We start from the raw sequence: 14,672 nt of genomic DNA, 5'->3' as shown, positions 1-14,672 counted from the left end.
TCAGACGCTGGCCGGGATGCGGCTCATCAGCTCGTCCAAAACCTCCAGCATCCCGCGCCATTGTGCCGCACCGAGCACGTACGGCGGTAAGAGCTCGAGCACCTCGCCCTCGTCCCCGGCAGGCAGGAGGATCCAGCCCCGCCGGAGAGCGGCGTGCACCACCTCCCGCACCCGCGCGCCATCCGCTCCGTGCGGTCCGCCGCACTCGATACCCCAGAGAAAGCCGCGGCCGCGGATCGCCACGACACCTTCCCGACCGGAGAGCAGCGCGGCGAGCTCCTCACCCAAGACGGCGCCGCGCTCCGCCACCCGGGCGGGCCAGTCCTCCTTTTCCAGGAGATGCAGCGTGGCAGACGCCACCGCCGCGGCGAGCGGGTTGCCGAGGAAAGTCTGAGTGTGACGCGCCTCGCCGCGCGAGCGCTCCCAGCATTGCATCACCGCCTTCGTACCGATGCAAGCCGAGAGTGGCAGCCCCCCGGCGAGGGACTTGCCGAGACAGAGTAGATCCGGAACGACGTCCGCCTGGCTGCAAGCGAACCAACTCCCGGTGCGCCCGAGGCCGGTGAGGATCTCGTCGGCGACGAGGAGCCTGCCTCTACGGGTGCAGATCTCGCGCAATCCCGGCAGGAAATCCGCGGCGGGCACGACGACACCGCCGCGGCCCTGGATCGGTTCGACAAAGACGGCGCCGATCGCTTCACCAGCGTCACTGCCCAGCAAGGTGTCGAGCCGCTCGAGGATCTGGTGCACGGCAACCGGAGCTCCGTCTCCCGAGCTCGCGGCCCCGTGCCTGCGCCCCGGGTAGGGCAAGTGCACGACGTGCGGATTGAGCTGAGCGCGGAAGGGGCCACGGAAGTGCGCCCTCCAGGTGAGTGACAAGGCACCGTAGCCGAGACCGTGGTAGGCGCCCTCGAAGGCGACGGCGCCTGGCCTCCCCGTGGCCAGAGATGCCGTCTTCAGCGCCGCCTCGATGGCGTCGCTGCCGGAGCTGCCGAAGAGCACCACCTCCAAGGCCGCAGGAGCGAGGCGGGCGAGCTGCTCGGCGAGCTCCACCTTGAGAGCAGCGGGATGCACGTCGCCCATGGCATGGACCAGGCGCCCGGCCTGTCGCAGCACTGCCGTTCGCTGCACCACGTGCGTGTGCCCCAGGATGCAGACGCCGAAGGCCGCGGTGAGATCGACGAAGCGGTTGCCGTCGGCGTCCCAGACATTGCAGCCCGAGGCGCGTTCCCAGAAGAGCGGGAAGGTGTCGTCGACGAACGTGGTGTCGGCGCACTCGACGCGCTGCAGGCGCGCCGCCAGCTGGCGCGACCGCAGTCCCGGCACCTCGGTGCGCAGCTGCGGCAGGAGGTCGGGAGGCCCCACGTCAAACCCCGCGCTCGACGCCAGGCCAAAGGAGCTTGTGCAGCTGCAGCTGGTAGCGCGCCGGGACGCCGTCTTCCAGCAGCCACTGCGCCAGCTCGGCGCGGATCGGGCTCTCCCAGGCGGGTGAGAACAGGACCGTCACGCGCTCGTGCAAGCGGTGCTCGCGCAGCGTGTCCCGCGCCCACTCGTAGTCGCGCCGCGATTGGATGACGAACTTGACCTCGTCGTGCGCTGCGAGGAGGCTCAAGTTGGACCAGTCGTTGCGCTCCATCTCCCCGGAGTCGGGCGTCTTGAGGTCGACGATCTTGCGCACTGGCGCTGGCACGGGGGCGATGCTGAAGGCGCCGCTCGTTTCCAGCAGCACTTCGTAGCCCTCTTCCAAGAGTCGTTGCATGAGCGCTACCGCCGCCGGCTGCGCCAGGGGCTCCCCTCCCGTCACCTCCACGAGCCGCACGGGGTAGGAATGCAGCTCATACAGAATGGCGTCGAGACTCATCCAGCGGCCTTCGTAGAAGGCGTATTCGGTGTCGCAGTAGTTGCAGCGCAGCGGGCAACCGGTGAGGCGCACGAAGGCGCAGGGTCGGCCCGCCTGAGTCGACTCTCCCTGCAAGGAGTAGAAGATCTCGTTGACACGCAGTTCCGTATGCGACATCGCCTCGCCCTCGCCCTTCGCCGGCGCAGCCTTTCATGATAGCGCCTTCGTCACGCCCGTGCCGGCAGCGGCGGTCCGGGAGGGGAGCGTGAAAAGAAGGAGACCATCATTCTGGGCTTGACCTCTCGGCAGCGCAGCGTTAACGTTTCCGCTGCGGGGGAGACGAACCCTGCGGTTAAGGACCAAAAAAGAATCGAGCCAAACGCGAACTTCGCAGTTCGTCCTCGATCCAAGGACCGTGATGGAGTGCCATTGGCACTCCGGATCCTGGTAAAGGTACCTCGGACAGCCGAGGTACCTTTTTTTTCGGCGCCGCAGTGACTCTGACGTCGCCTGAGGCTGGGAAATACTGGTGTGGGACCCTCGTCGAGGGGAAGTCGTGGACCACTGGCTGGCTGCATTGGCGCAGATCGACACGGCGCTCTTCCGCTGGATCAATGGCGGTCACAACGCCTTCTTCGATCGGCTCATGCCCTTCGTCACCGAGCTCGGCCACTGGGAGGTGCCGATCCTGGTGGCGTGGACGGCGCTCCTGCTCTTCGGCGGCTCCCGCGGCCGCACGGCGGCGCTCCTCGTGGTGCCGCTGTTGGCGCTGAGCGACCAGCTGAGCAGCAACCTCCTCAAGGACCTCTTGGATCGGCCACGGCCCTGCAACACTTTGGCCGCTGTGCATCTGCTCGTCGGTTGTGGCTCCTCCTTCTCCCTCCCCAGCTCGCACGCCGCCAACTTCAGCGCCGTGGCGCTGCACCTTTCCTGGTTCTACCCACGGGCAGCACCCTATCTGGGTGGCTGGGCGCTCTTGGTGGGCACTTCCCGTGTCTACGTCGGCGTGCACTATCCTGGCGACGTACTGGTGGGGTTCCTGGTGGGGATTCTGGCGGCTTGCGTCGTGCGCGGTCTCTACCGCGGCGCGCTCGCGCTGCGGCGCCGGCAGGTTTCTGCCTCGACCGCAAGGTGAGAAAGACTAGCCCTGCGACTCGTTGCGCTGGAACCAGGGCGTCTCGCCGAGGATGCGATCGGCCACCTCGGTGGTGAGCGCGTCGGCGTTGACGACGAGACCGCGCAGGTTCCGCCGCACCCGGCGCGAAGCGCGATTGCACCAGGAGCGGGTCATGGCGAGCTCCTGGGCGCAAGAGGCCCCGGCCTTGAGCAACGTGTCGGTGCGGGACGTCACCGCCACCATGGCGTAGGTGTCGATGACCACGTCGGCGATGCGCCGCAGCAAGTACTGGCGGGCGACGAAGCTACGGCCGTGGCGGCGGAGCAAGCCTTCGACATGGCCGGGCAGGCGGTGCACTGCCGTCTCGATGCGGCTGGCGCACTCCGCCAGCTCCGGGTGGATGTCCCGCAGGCGCTCGCGCAGGAAGGTCTGCTCCACCCGGCGCCCGAAGTAGCGCGAGAGGACGCCGAAGTCACGGGCTGGATGGCGCAGCGCCCGCGCCACCAGCTGCAGCTCCTCGCCGGGCCCGCGCAGCCCCATGCCAGCGATGAAGAGACGCAGGATCTCGTTGGTGCCCTCGAAGATGAGATTGATGCGCGCGTCTCGCAACATGCGGCCGAAGGGGTATTCCTCCATGAAGCCGTTGCCGCCGTGGATCTGCAGGGCCTCGTTGACCACGAACCACAGGGTCTCGCTGCCCAGGATCTTGCAGATCGCCGCCTCCAGGCTGAAGTCCTTGAGGCCGCGGTCGGCGATGCCGGCGGTGAGATAAGTGGCGCTCTCCACCGTCCAGGTGCGCGTGCTCATCTCGGCGAGCTTGTCCTTGACGAGCTCGAACTCGGCGATGGCGTGGCCGAACTGCCGGCGCTGCCGGGCGAACTCTGCCGCCAGCTCGATCAGCTGGCGCGAAGCCCCGACGCACCCCGTGGCGAGACCCAAGCGGCCCTCGTTCAGCACCCCCATGGCGATCTTGAAGCCGCCGCCCACCTCACCGAGGAGGTGGTCCGCCGGCACCCGCACGTTCTCCAGGTGCACCTCGTTGGTCTCCGAACCGCGGATGCCGATCTTCTTCTCCGGCGGCCCGATGACGACACCAGGCAGGTCGCGGGTGACGACGAAGCAGGTGACCTTCTGGTTTTCGTTCCGCGCGCTCGGCAGGTCCACCTTGGCGAAGACGGTGAAGACGTCGGCGAAGCCGGCGTTGGTGATCCACTGCTTGGTGCCGTTCAACACCCAGGCGTCGCCGTCGGCGACGGCGCTGGTTTGGATGCTGCCGGCGTCGCTGCCGGCGCCGGGCTCGGTGAGGGCGAAGGCGGCGTACTTCTCCCCCGCCGCCAGGGCGGGCAGGAAGCGATGCTTCTGCGCCTCCGTGCCATACAGGATGATGGCCTTCATGCCGATGGACTGATGCGCCCCCACGGTCACGGCCACGGCGGCGGAATGGCGGGAGATCTCTTCCAGCACCTTGCAGTAGGCGGTGACGCTGAGACCGCTGCCGCCATACTCCGGCGGGATGATGATGCCCATGACGCCGAGACCAGCGAGCGTGTCCAGCACCTGCCGCGGGATGGCACCCTCGGCATCGATCCGGGCGTCGTCGATGTGCTCCGCGGCGTACTTGCGGATGGACTCGCGCAGCATCTGGACGACCTCGGCCTCGTCCGGACCCATGCTGGGGAAGGGGAAGAGGAGATCTTGGGACAGCTCGCCGGTGAAGGCGCCGCGCGCGAAGCTCCGTGACATCAAGGGCACCTCCTCGAGACCGCCTGGGGAGCAGCAAGGATCAGGCCGCCGCGAGCGGGAAGGACCAGGGCGCCACCATCATAGGGTCGAGAGAGGTGTCGAGCCTTCTCTGGTGTCGAGTCTGCAGAGGGGGAACGCGCCTTCCCCTCAGGGGATGGAGTAGAAGGAGAGCTCGATGCTCGCCGACAGGGAAGCCCGGTTGGTCGGACCGGGACCGAAGGGGTTGTAGAAAACGACGACCCACTCGCCCGGATCGGGGTGGAGATGGAGCTGGGTCGGCCGGGTCTCGCCGTAGGGTGGCTGTTCGTCCGGCAGCTGCGGCCAGAGGATCCGGAGCGGCGGTGGCGGCTGCTGGTTCTGCTTGGCGTCCTCGCGCTCCTGATTCTGCAGATCCGTCTGCTCCTGGGCGAGCACGGCGAGAGGCTTGCCGGCGTTGGCCGGGTCGGCGTACACCGAACGCGCGAGGACGTACGCCTCCACCTCGATCTCGCCTCTCAGATTCGTCCAGTTCACCAGAATCTCGGGGTGATCCTTCTCTGGAACCGAGACGAAGACCTCCACCCGAGTACCACCGTCGACGGGCCGTCTTTGGAAGGAGTCGACCGTCAGAGTGCGGCGCTCCACGCGGGCGAAAGTCTGGGTGTCCTCGCAGGCCGGGAGGAGGAAGAGCAGGGAAGCGAGTCCCGCGCCCATGAACCCGGCCCCCGCCTGCAGTCTTTTCCCCATGCTTCGTCTCCTTGCTCCCGCAGCGCCGGGGAAATATAACATCACTCTGGCGGCGGCGCGAGTCCCGTGGTCGCCGCCCTCCCGGGAGCCCGCTTGAGCGACACTGGACCACAAGTACCAGAAGCCTCGGACCCGTACGCCAAGTTGCAGTACGGCCGGCTCTTCGCCTGGCCCGAGCGCCTGCAGCGGGAAGGCCCCTTCCTGCTGCAGGTGCTGCAGGAAGGACCCGAGCCGAGCCTCCTCGATCTGGGCTGCGGCACCGGCGAGCATGCGCTGCACTTCGCTGGCGCCGGCTACCGCGTCCTCGGCGTGGATCGCTCCGAGGCGCAGCTCGAGCAGGCGCGCCCGCGCGCCGCCGGCACCAGCGCTCGCTTCGTCGCCGGCGATCTCGTCCGCCTCCACGAAGCGCTGGGAGAAGAGCGCTTCGGCACCGCCTTCTGTCTGGGGAACACACTCGTCCATCTCCAGGAAGCGAAAGAGTTGGCAGCAGCGTGTCGCGGTGTCCATGCGGCGCTGCGACCGGGCGGCGCCTGGGTGATCCAGATCCTCAACTACGCGCGCCTGGCCCAAGGCGAGCGCCATCTGCCCCTGCAGTTCCGCCCCGATGCAGAGGGCGAGATCGTCTTCCTTCGCCTGTTGCGCCATCTCCCGGACCGCCGCCTGCAGTTCTTCCCCACCACGCTTCGCCTGCGACCGGAGGCAGCGGTGCCGGTGGAGGTGGTTTCCAGCCACGTCACGACGCTACGAGGCTGGCAGCGCGACGAACTGGAGCCAGAGCTCCACCAGGCCGGCTTCGAATCGATCGTCTGGTACGGAGACTTGTGCGGAAATCCCTTCCAGCCGCAATCGTCCACGGATCTCGTCTGCGTCGCGCGGCGCCACTGAGCGCCGCCGCCCCTTTCCTGTCCTTTCACGCCAGAAATCGCCGTATGGCGGAACGGCTCTTGCCAACCCGATGCGAGCAGCCCGGTCCACACGCGACGTCGGGCGCAGCACAGTGGAAGCGCGCGGAACGACCGCCTCCGGGCGCGTCGGACGCGCAGAGCCCAGATGGAGAGGTAGGCGATGAACAAGAGCACCCGGATCCTTCTCGCTCTGGCCGGCTGCGCGCTGCTCGGTGTTTCGAGCGCCGCGGCGCGGATCGAGAGGGTGAACCTCGAATTCAGCCCGTATGCCGGTGCACTCGTGGTGGACGAGCAGCTCGGCTTCACCGAACGTGTTTCGCCCCTGGTCGGGGCGCGGCTCGGCATCGCCCTGTCGCCGCGGATCGCCTTCGAGGCCCAGGGCGGCTGGTCGCGCTTCGAGCTCCCCACCACCGTCGAGCCGGTGCAGCGGGACCTGGGGATGGTGAGCGGGGGATTCTCCCTCGATCTCACCAGCCACGCGCACGTCCGGCCCTTCATCACCATCGGCGGCGGTTACGCCGAGGACATGAGCACCGACGCGGCAGGCGCCATCCAGGATCCCTTCGCCCAGATCGGCGGAGGCCTGAAGATCGTGGGCTCGAGCGGCCTCGGTGTGCGCCTCGAGGCCTGGCAGCTCATGCTCGGCACGCGCAGCAGCGGCACCAACAACGTGATGCAGAACACCGCCATCGGCGCGCGTCTCGTTCTGCCTTTCGCCCGCAAGCATGGCGACATCGACGGTGACGGCGTGGCCGACAACCGTGATCTCTGCGCCTCGACGCCGAACGGCGCCACCGTGGATGCCAAGGGCTGCCCGACCGACGGCGACAGCGACGGCATCTGGGACGGCCTCGATCTGTGCAGCGCCACGCCGGCGGGAGCCAGCGTGGATGGTTCCGGCTGCCCCGCCGACGCGGATCGCGACGGCGTCTTCGACGGCATCGATGTGTGCGCCGCCACCGTGGCCGGCGCGGTCGTGGACGCCCGCGGTTGTCCCACCGATGGGGACAAAGACGGCGTGGTGGACGGCCTCGACAACTGCCCGGACACGCCGGCGGGTACGCGCGTCGACGCCTCGGGCTGCAAGATCTCCCAGCTCGAGTACGAGATGCTCGACACCGGCAAGCTCCGCCTGCAGGGAGTCAACTTCATCACCGGCAGCGCGCAGCTGGATCCTTCCAGCTTCGCCGTCCTCGACGAGACCGGCGAGGTGCTGTCGCGCTGGCCGCAGCTGCGCATCGAGGTGGGCGGCCACACCGATTCGCGGGGCAGCAACGCGACGAACGCCAAGTTGTCCGAGCGCCGCGCTCAGGCAGTGGCGGACTATCTGCTGTGGAAGTTCCCGCAGATCAGCAGCTCGCAGCTGCGCGTGCACGGCTATGGCGAGGAACTGCCCGTGGCTTCGAACGTGGACGAGCAGGGCCGCTCGCGCAACCGTCGCGTCGAGCTCACCGTGCTCAACCGCGAGGAGCTGCGTCAGATCCAGGACTCGCAGAAGCAGCAGCAACAGCAGCAGCAGCAGGAGCAGCAGCAGCCGCACTAGGAGGTTGCGTCAGGGCGTCCGGTCCCGCCTGGGGCCGGACGCCTGGGCGCCCCGCCCCAGGGTCCCGACGTCTGGTCCCGATCTTGCAGATTGCGAGACGAGACGACCCTCTGGAAATGGGCGGGAGAGGCGAGGTCCTCGGCGAAGTGCGTCACGTGTGGTGCGGGGATGGGTCGATGGATGCGACCGAGAACCGCCGCGATCTCCCGCCCTTTCCATTCTGCCCCACGCCCGGCGCTTTCTGCCTCTGAACGCACCGATTCTCCCTGCTCCGATTCCCACCCGTCTCCCCACCTCCGATTTCCACCGGTCTCCCCTGCTCTGATTTCCACCAGGTGTGGTGGAGAAACCGTCAGGCGCCGAATTCCCGCCCCACCGCTTCCAGTCGCGCCCCCAGATCTGCCAGCGGCTCATAAACTCCGGCCGACAAGAAAAGCGTCCCCGCTTCACCCACCGGGACACCGGTTCGCGTCAGGACGAAAGCGCGGCGCGCCAGCGCCTCGCCTGCCGCCTGGGCGTCGTCCGCCAGCTGGAGGGCGTAGTCCACCAGCACCGCACCTTGGTCCTCCAGGAAGACCAGATCGAGACACACCTCGAGAAGGGCGGCGCCGGAGGCGTGCAACAGTCGGGTGCCGCGCCAGAGCTGTGACGCCGCCTGGGCCCGCGCGTGGATCGGCAGAGCGAGAGACGGCAGCAAGAGAGCGAGAGCTGCATCGATGTGGCTCGTGGCGCCGAGTCGCGCTGCGACCTCGCGGGCACAGGCGCCGAGGATGGGGGCCGAGGCGTCGAGAGGCACCTGCCGCAGCACTTCGTGCAGCAAGGCTTCGAGTCCCCGGGCCGTCCCCCACTCCGGCTCGGTGCAGCGGCGGACGCGAGGCTCGCTGCCGCGACGCAAGAGTGCCGCGTGCGCCACAGACCAGGCTTGGCGTGTCTCGCGCAGCACCTCCACCTCGGCCGCCGGGCGCGGCGAGGGCGCACTCCGCACCGGGGGGCGCAGCTCTCCTGCCTGGACGATGCACCATGCCGCTTGCATGGGGGTCGTGGCCCCGGCCGGCACCGGCGCTGGCAGCTCGCCGAGGGGGCCATCCCCCAGCGCTCCCGGGACCTCCTGCAGCGCCTTCAACAAGCCTTCGGCGCGCCGGCCGGCGAAGGCGCCCACCGCCAAGTAGTCCCGCGCCCGCGTTGCCGCGACGTAGAGCAAGCGCTTCTCCTCGGCGCGCTCGCGCTCGCGCTCCCGCGTGGCGAGCGGGGCCCAGCCCGGTGCCTGCAGCGCCGCACCGAGATCTGTGGCTTGCAACCGCATCTCCGCCGTGCCCTCGGCGCGGTCGTAGACGATGGCCTCGTGCTGTGGATTGCCGCGCGCCGCGAGGTTGGCGAGGACGACGCAGGGGAACTCGAGTCCCTTCGCCATATGCACCGTGAGCAGGCGCACCTGCTCCGGGTTCTCCTCCTCCGGCGTCCACTCCGCCAGGCGCGGCGCTTCCTCGTCGAGATCGCGCAGGGCGTTGACGAATTCGCGCAAACCGGCGGGGCGACTGTTCTCGAAGCCGCGGGCTCGCCGGAGCAAGGTGTCGAAGTTGGCGAGGGCACGGTCGCCCTAGGGCTGCGCCCCGTACACCGCCCGGGCCGCGGTGCATTCGAGCAAGCGCGCGGTGACACCGCCGACGCCGCGGCCATGACGTTCGGCGTGCAGCACCGCGAAGGTCTCGAGGGCTGCATGGAGCGGCGATTCCGGCGCCGGCGCCAAGTAGTCGAAGCGGCCACAGCGCTGGCGATGCTGCCAGAGCGCCGCATCGCTGGCGCCGAAAAGCGGTGAGCGCAACGCCGCCGCCAGCGCCAGTTCGTCGCCGGGGTCGTCGATCGCGGCGAGAGCATGGAGCACGTCGCGCACTTCCTGGCGCTGGAAGAAGAGCTTGCCCCCTTCCTGGCGGAAGGGCAGACCGGCGGCGCGCAGAGCATCCTCGTAGTGTTCGATGCCGGAGGTGCGGGCGAAAAGGAAGGCCACGTCGCCGGGCTGCAGTGCCCGTGCACCGCTCGCCTGGCGCACCGGCCAGGCTTCGTCCAGGGCCCGTTGCACGAAGGCGACGAGGGCCAACGCCTCGGCGCGCCGGGCGGTATCGGCATTCTCGGCGCTCCCGGCCGCGGGAGGGACGATCCACACCGCCGGCCCGCCGGTGGTGGCGGCGGGCAAGGGCACCAGAGGGACGTGCCGCGGCTGCGGTGGATGCGCCGCACCGGCGCCGAAGAGGGAAGCGAAGACGCCGTTCACCCAGTGCAGGATCGCCGGCCGGCTGCGGAAGTTCTGCACCACGTCGAGGACCTCGCCGCCGGAGCGCCGCACGATGGCGCAGCATTGTTCGTAGACGTCGAGATCAGCGCGGCGGAAGCGATAGATGGATTGCTTCGGGTCGCCCACCAGGAAGAGCTGGGCCCCTACCTGCACATCCTGCCAGGACAACGCCGCGGGGCCTGTTTCGGCGAGGTAGAGCACGAGCTCGGCTTGCAACGGATCCGTATCCTGGAACTCGTCGACGCAGAGCATCCGCACGCGCCGGCCGAGATCACGGCGCACTGCCAGGTCGTCACGCAGCAAGGCCCGCGCTTCGAGCAGCAAGTCCTGGAAGTCCAGCACTCCGAGCCGGCGCTTCTCCTCGGCGTACGCCGCCAGGAAGCGTCGCGCCCAGAGCAGCGAGCGCCGCAGCACTCGTCCCGCCAGATCTTGCTGCAGCGCCTCGAGCCGTGCTTGCAGCGCTTGCCGCAGCGCCTTGCTCGTCTCCAGGCCACCAGGAATCCAGGACTCGCGCCGACCGAGCCCGGGCTTGACGCTCGTTCCTTGCAGGAAGAACGCGGGCCACGCCTCGTGATCGAGGTCTTCGAGCGCCTCGAAACGCTGTGCCAGCTGTTCGAGATGCAACCGGCCCCGGTCGTTCCGATCGCGGCAGTGGTCCTGGGCGTGTTGCCAGCTGTCGCGCACTTCCTGTCGCAAGGCTTGCAGACGCGTTTCCAGGGCCTCGGTCTCCGGCGGCAAGCGCACCACCTCGGCGAGATCGCGATTGTCGTAGAGAGCGCGCACCACGCCTTCGAGATCCGGGTCGAGGCGCACGCCGGTCTGCAGCGCGGCGCGCAGCAGCTCGGCGCCGCGCGGATCCTCCAGCTCGCGGTCCACCCAGCGACGCCAGAAATCGCGCTGCAGCTGCAGCGCCTCCAGCTCGTCGAGGACGCGGAACTGCGGATCCAGTCGCGCTTCCGCCGGACGCTCACGCAGCAGGCTCGAGGCGAATGCGTGGATGGTGGAGATCTGCGCCCGATGCAGTTCACCGAGGGCTCGGCGCAGGCGCGCCTGCGCCGCCGCCGGCGCAGCGGGCACGCGCGTCTCCAACGCCTGACGCAAGCGCAGCCGCAGCTCCCCCGCCGCTTTCTCGGTGAAGCTGATCGCCACGATGCCGGCCATGTCGGCGACGCCGCTCTCCAGCGCGTGCAGCAGCCGCGCCACCAGGAGTGTGGTCTTGCCCGTACCCGCTCCCGCCTCCACCACGAGCGGCCGATCGAGGCTCTCCACGATGCGGGTGCGCACCGCCTGATCGGCGGGCTTCCAGTCTTCGGGAAGGAGCGTGTCAGTCATCGTCCTCCGTTCCCTTCCCGAGCGTCTGCAGCTCCAGGCCGAAGTCGGGCAACGCTTGCCAGCGTGCGTCCTGCCGGCTCGCCGACTTGCGCTGCACCAGGCGCTGGATGCGGGCGTCGCACAGACCGCGATAGTCGCAGGCGCGGCAATGCACCCCGTTCTCCCCCGGCTGCGGGAAGAATTCTCCTGCCTCGATCCCGGCCGCCACCTCCCGCACCAGGGTGTCGAAGTCCGCTCGCCGCGCCAGCACCCGCGTGCCAGCCAGGCGTTGCACCTCGAAGCCACCGCGGCGGGTCACGTGGACGAAGCGGCCCTCGCTGTGCTCCAGGCAAGCCGTGTCGCCGCGGCTGGCGGCGAGCAGGTAGAGCACCAGCTGCACCGCCCCGGGTTCGCGTTTTCCGGCGCGGGCCCGGCCGCTCTTGTAGTCCACCACGCGCAGGCCCGGGTGGCGCAGGTGCCGGTCGATGCGGTCGATCTTGCCGCGCAAGCGCAAGGCATCGGCGCCGCGCTGCACCGCCGGCGACACCGGCCCCTCGGGGCCGAAGGCGAATTCGAAACGCCAAGGCACCCAGCCCGGATCTTCCGCCGCCCGCTGCCGCTCCTGGCGCAGGAAGCGCACCAGATCGTCGCGGAGCTGTTGCTTGCGAATGTCCCAGAGCAGCGTCGCCCGCTGCGCTCCTGTCTCCTCGCGGGCGGCGAAGCAGGTGCTCGCCGCTTGCAGCAAGCGCTCGCGCAGGGTCGCGAAGCTGGCCGCTTCGAAATCGACATCGTCCGACTCGAGACCACGATGGAAGGCTTCCAAGATTCGATGGACTAGGATGCCCACCTCCAGCGCGGAGGGTTCGCGACGCTCCTCACGCTCCAGCGGTTCCAACCGCAGCTGCTGGCGGAGGAAGAACTTGAACGGGCAGGTGGAGTACAGCGCCAGCTGCGAGGCGGAGAAAGGCTGCGAGCGCACCCGACCTGCGAGCTCGCTCCGCAGGGCTGCGTCGGCGAGGAGACCGTCGAAAGCGGTGAAGCGCCGGCGCACCTGCCGGGAAGCGGCGAGGGCGAGGCCGCGCGCCGGCCCGGGGCCCAGCAGGCGGACGTAGCGCCGCGCTGCCGGCGGCGGCAGCGCCGCCACGGCGATGTCGTCGAATTCCTCCAGCGAGAGGATGGGTCCGGCCGACGGCGTCTCGCGACGGCGCAGCGGCACGCGCTCGCACCAGGAAAGTCGGGCGAAGTCTTCGTAATCGAGGCGGCGACCTTCGCGCCCTTCCGCCAGCTCGAGGAGCAACTCGGAGGGCAACCGCGCCGCCCCCGTCGCCGGGTCGAGGCGGGCGTAGCCGAGCACCAGCTGGCGGCGGGCGCCGGCGCTCGCAGCCTGGAAGAGCCAGCGCTGCCGCTCGAGCTGGTCGGCACGCAGCGGCAGCGCACCGGGCAGGCCGCTCTTGTCGCCGACGACGGCGCGATCCCGGTCGGGAAGAACGGGATCCTCGGCGACCGGCCCGGGCCACTCGCCTTCTTGCAGACCGGCGAGGCAGAGCACGTCGAAATCCAGACCGTAGAGCTCCTCCGCGGTGCCGAGAGTGACGCCGCCCGGTCGCGACGCCGGCGCCGGCACCCGCGCTTCCCCCAGCAGGTGGCGCAGCGCTTCGCGAAAGTCGGAGCGCGACGGCCGCGGCGCCGGCAGCGCGTCCAAAGCGGCGAGTGCGGCGAGTGCGGCGCGCAGGGCCCGCGTTTCTTCCGTGTCGACAAAGACGCGCTCCACGCACTCCGCCGTGAGGGCGGCGAACTCGCTCCAGCGCGCCCGAGCCGGGAAACGGCGCAGCTCCGCTACGAGGGCTTCTGCGACCTGCGCCAGCTCGGCGCAAGCCGCCGCTGCGGCGAGCGCCGTACGGGAGGGTGCCTCCGCCTCCGGCGGCCGGCTGTCCAGGAGCGCCTGTCGCTCCCGCCTGAGCTGCCGGCGCCAGGCTTCGATGCCGACGCCGAGCCCGGCGCGTCGCGCCACCCGTTCCCACGCCGAGGGCACCGGGTCCGCGGCGATGCCGGCCCACTCCTGCCAGCGCGCCGGAACGAGGAGGAGGAACTCCAGCACCGGGGTGGTGGCGAACTCGCCGTCGGCGAGATCGAGGAGACGCGAGAGGGCGCGGCCGGAACGCCGCGAGGCGAGGGCGAAGAGCGTGGGTGCGGTGATGGGCACGCCGGTCCGCTCCAGCGTTTCCGCCAAGAGAGGCAGCGCCGCGGCCGTGCGTGTCACCACCGCCATGCGGTCGAAAGGCACCTCTCGATCGGCGGCGCGCAGGAGCCGCCGGGCGACCTCCCTTGCCTCCGCCTCCTCGCCAGGGGCCGAAAGAATCTGCATCTCGACGGCCGCAGCAGGAGGAGCGGCCGGTACGGGAACTGGTTGGAAGCCTTCCTCTTGCAGCCAGTCCACCAGTCGAGTCGCCGCCCCACGCGGGCAGTAGATCTCCAAGTCGACCTCTTCGTCCCGCGCCAAGGTCAGGAGGAGCCGGCGCTCGAGCACGTTCAGGGCCTCGAAGCCGTAGATCCACAGTCTCCCACCGAGCGACAGGTGCGGCGGTTCCAGACCAGCCGCCCGCTCCAGCAGGGCCGCATCGTCATCGAAATGGGACTCGAACGAGCGGCGCTGGCCGATGGCGAGCTCGAAGACGTGGCGCAGCCGCGGCCCGAGATCGGCGCCGTGCTGGAGGAGGAAGCGTTCCAGGGTGCGGGCTCGCACCAAACCGGCGGCGGCTAAGCCATCGAAGCAGCGCAGCATGGCGGCGCGGAAGCCGCGCTGGTCGAGAGCCTGCGCGAAGAAACCAGGGGGTCGCTTCTCCCGTCCCAGGACCCACCGCGCCAGCGCCGCCGCACCCGCCGGCGCCAGGCGCTGGCGCTCTTCACCCCAGCGCGCCGCTGCAGTCAGCGTCGCTGCCAGCTCGGGCCAAGAGAAAAACTGCAGCGGCAAGGGGCCGAGACCAGCGGCTGCTGCGGCCTGCGCCAGATGCGGGCCGAGGCGGGGCTGCGGCACGAGGACGCGGAGCGGGGTGAGCGGCGCCGTCTGCCGGGCCGTGTCGAGGTCACGCAGGAGTCCCGCCTGCAGATCGGGATGGAACGGCGCCTCGCGAAAGCAACGGCGCGGTGCACGCGTCGGCATGCACGCATTCTAGCCGCGGCGCCTCGAGGTCGCGAGT

10 protein-coding genes are annotated in these 14,672 nt (G+C 69.7%); 3 read left to right on the top strand and 7 right to left on the bottom strand.

What is annotated here, in order from left to right; genetic code table 11:
* The gene (locus VFE28_10255; GenBank protein HZM16376.1) at nucleotides 1-1,365 is read right to left on the bottom strand and encodes an aspartate aminotransferase family protein; all 1,365 of its coding nucleotides are present in this window, start codon (nucleotides 1,363-1,365) and stop codon (nucleotides 1-3) included.
* Between the two features lies 1 nt (nucleotide 1,366).
* Complete coding sequence (queE, locus tag VFE28_10250) at nucleotides 1,367-2,017, bottom strand: 7-carboxy-7-deazaguanine synthase QueE (protein HZM16375.1); 651 nt, start codon at nucleotides 2,015-2,017, stop codon at nucleotides 1,367-1,369.
* A 379-nt stretch (nucleotides 2,018-2,396) separates the two neighbouring features.
* Here queE and VFE28_10245 point away from each other — a divergent pair, with 379 nt between their 5' ends.
* Nucleotides 2,397-2,975, top strand: a complete 579-nt coding sequence (locus tag VFE28_10245) for a phosphatase PAP2 family protein (GenBank protein ID HZM16374.1) — start codon at nucleotides 2,397-2,399, stop codon at nucleotides 2,973-2,975.
* Nucleotides 2,976-2,981: 6 nt separating this feature from the next.
* On the opposite strand, the gene VFE28_10240 is transcribed toward VFE28_10245, so the two are convergent.
* Together VFE28_10240 and VFE28_10235 are read right to left on the bottom strand one after the other, a co-directional pair.
* On the bottom strand, nucleotides 2,982-4,700 hold the full coding sequence (locus tag VFE28_10240; protein ID HZM16373.1) for an acyl-CoA dehydrogenase family protein: 1,719 nt from the start codon (nucleotides 4,698-4,700) through the stop codon (nucleotides 2,982-2,984).
* A gap of 147 nt (nucleotides 4,701-4,847) precedes the next feature.
* Nucleotides 4,848-5,426, bottom strand: coding sequence for a hypothetical protein (locus VFE28_10235; GenBank protein HZM16372.1), 579 nt, complete (start codon nucleotides 5,424-5,426; stop codon nucleotides 4,848-4,850).
* 93 nt (nucleotides 5,427-5,519) lie between these two features.
* Here VFE28_10235 and VFE28_10230 point away from each other — a divergent pair, with 93 nt between their 5' ends.
* Both VFE28_10230 and VFE28_10225 read left to right on the top strand, forming a co-directional pair.
* Nucleotides 5,520-6,311: a class I SAM-dependent methyltransferase gene (locus tag VFE28_10230; protein HZM16371.1), complete on the top strand. Its 792-nt coding sequence runs from the start codon at nucleotides 5,520-5,522 to the stop codon at nucleotides 6,309-6,311.
* A gap of 180 nt (nucleotides 6,312-6,491) precedes the next feature.
* Nucleotides 6,492-7,874, top strand: a complete 1,383-nt coding sequence (locus VFE28_10225) for an OmpA family protein (protein HZM16370.1) — start codon at nucleotides 6,492-6,494, stop codon at nucleotides 7,872-7,874.
* 352 nt (nucleotides 7,875-8,226) lie between these two features.
* On the opposite strand, the gene VFE28_10220 is transcribed toward VFE28_10225, so the two are convergent.
* The 3 genes from VFE28_10220 to VFE28_10210 are packed head-to-tail and all read right to left on the bottom strand — an operon-like array spanning nucleotide 8,227 to nucleotide 14,635.
* Nucleotides 8,227-9,441 carry a 3'-5' exonuclease gene (locus VFE28_10220; protein HZM16369.1) on the bottom strand — a complete coding sequence of 405 codons (1,215 nt, stop codon included), beginning with the start codon at nucleotides 9,439-9,441 and terminating at the stop codon, nucleotides 8,227-8,229.
* Between the two features lie 30 nt (nucleotides 9,442-9,471).
* Nucleotides 9,472-11,496, bottom strand: a complete 2,025-nt coding sequence (locus VFE28_10215; GenBank protein ID HZM16368.1) for a UvrD-helicase domain-containing protein — start codon at nucleotides 11,494-11,496, stop codon at nucleotides 9,472-9,474.
* Nucleotides 11,489-14,635: a PD-(D/E)XK nuclease family protein gene (locus tag VFE28_10210; GenBank protein HZM16367.1), complete on the bottom strand. Its 3,147-nt coding sequence runs from the start codon at nucleotides 14,633-14,635 to the stop codon at nucleotides 11,489-11,491. Before VFE28_10210 ends, VFE28_10215 begins: the two co-directional genes overlap by 8 nt.
* Between the last annotated feature and the right edge of the window lie 37 nt (nucleotides 14,636-14,672).

This window comes from Candidatus Krumholzibacteriia bacterium, assembly GCA_035649275.1.
Lineage (GTDB): Bacteria > Krumholzibacteriota > Krumholzibacteriia.
Note: the sequence above shows the minus strand (reverse complement) of the source record. Positions and strands in the feature narration are given on the sequence as shown.

Bases quoted from the DNA above. Each gene is read 5' to 3' on its own strand.
- queE (HZM16375.1), bottom strand. From the start codon at position 2,017: ATGTCGCATACGGAACTGCGTGTCAACGAGATCTTCTACTCCTTGCAG.
- VFE28_10240 (HZM16373.1), bottom strand. From the start codon at position 4,700: ATGTCACGGAGCTTCGCGCGCGGCGCCTTCACCGGCGAGCTGTCCCAA.
- VFE28_10235 (HZM16372.1), bottom strand. From the start codon at position 5,426: ATGGGGAAAAGACTGCAGGCGGGGGCCGGGTTCATGGGCGCGGGACTC.
- VFE28_10225 (HZM16370.1), top strand. From the start codon at position 6,492: ATGAACAAGAGCACCCGGATCCTTCTCGCTCTGGCCGGCTGCGCGCTG.
- VFE28_10215 (HZM16368.1), bottom strand. From the start codon at position 11,496: ATGACTGACACGCTCCTTCCCGAAGACTGGAAGCCCGCCGATCAGGCG.
- VFE28_10210 (HZM16367.1), bottom strand. From the start codon at position 14,635: ATGCCGACGCGTGCACCGCGCCGTTGCTTTCGCGAGGCGCCGTTCCAT.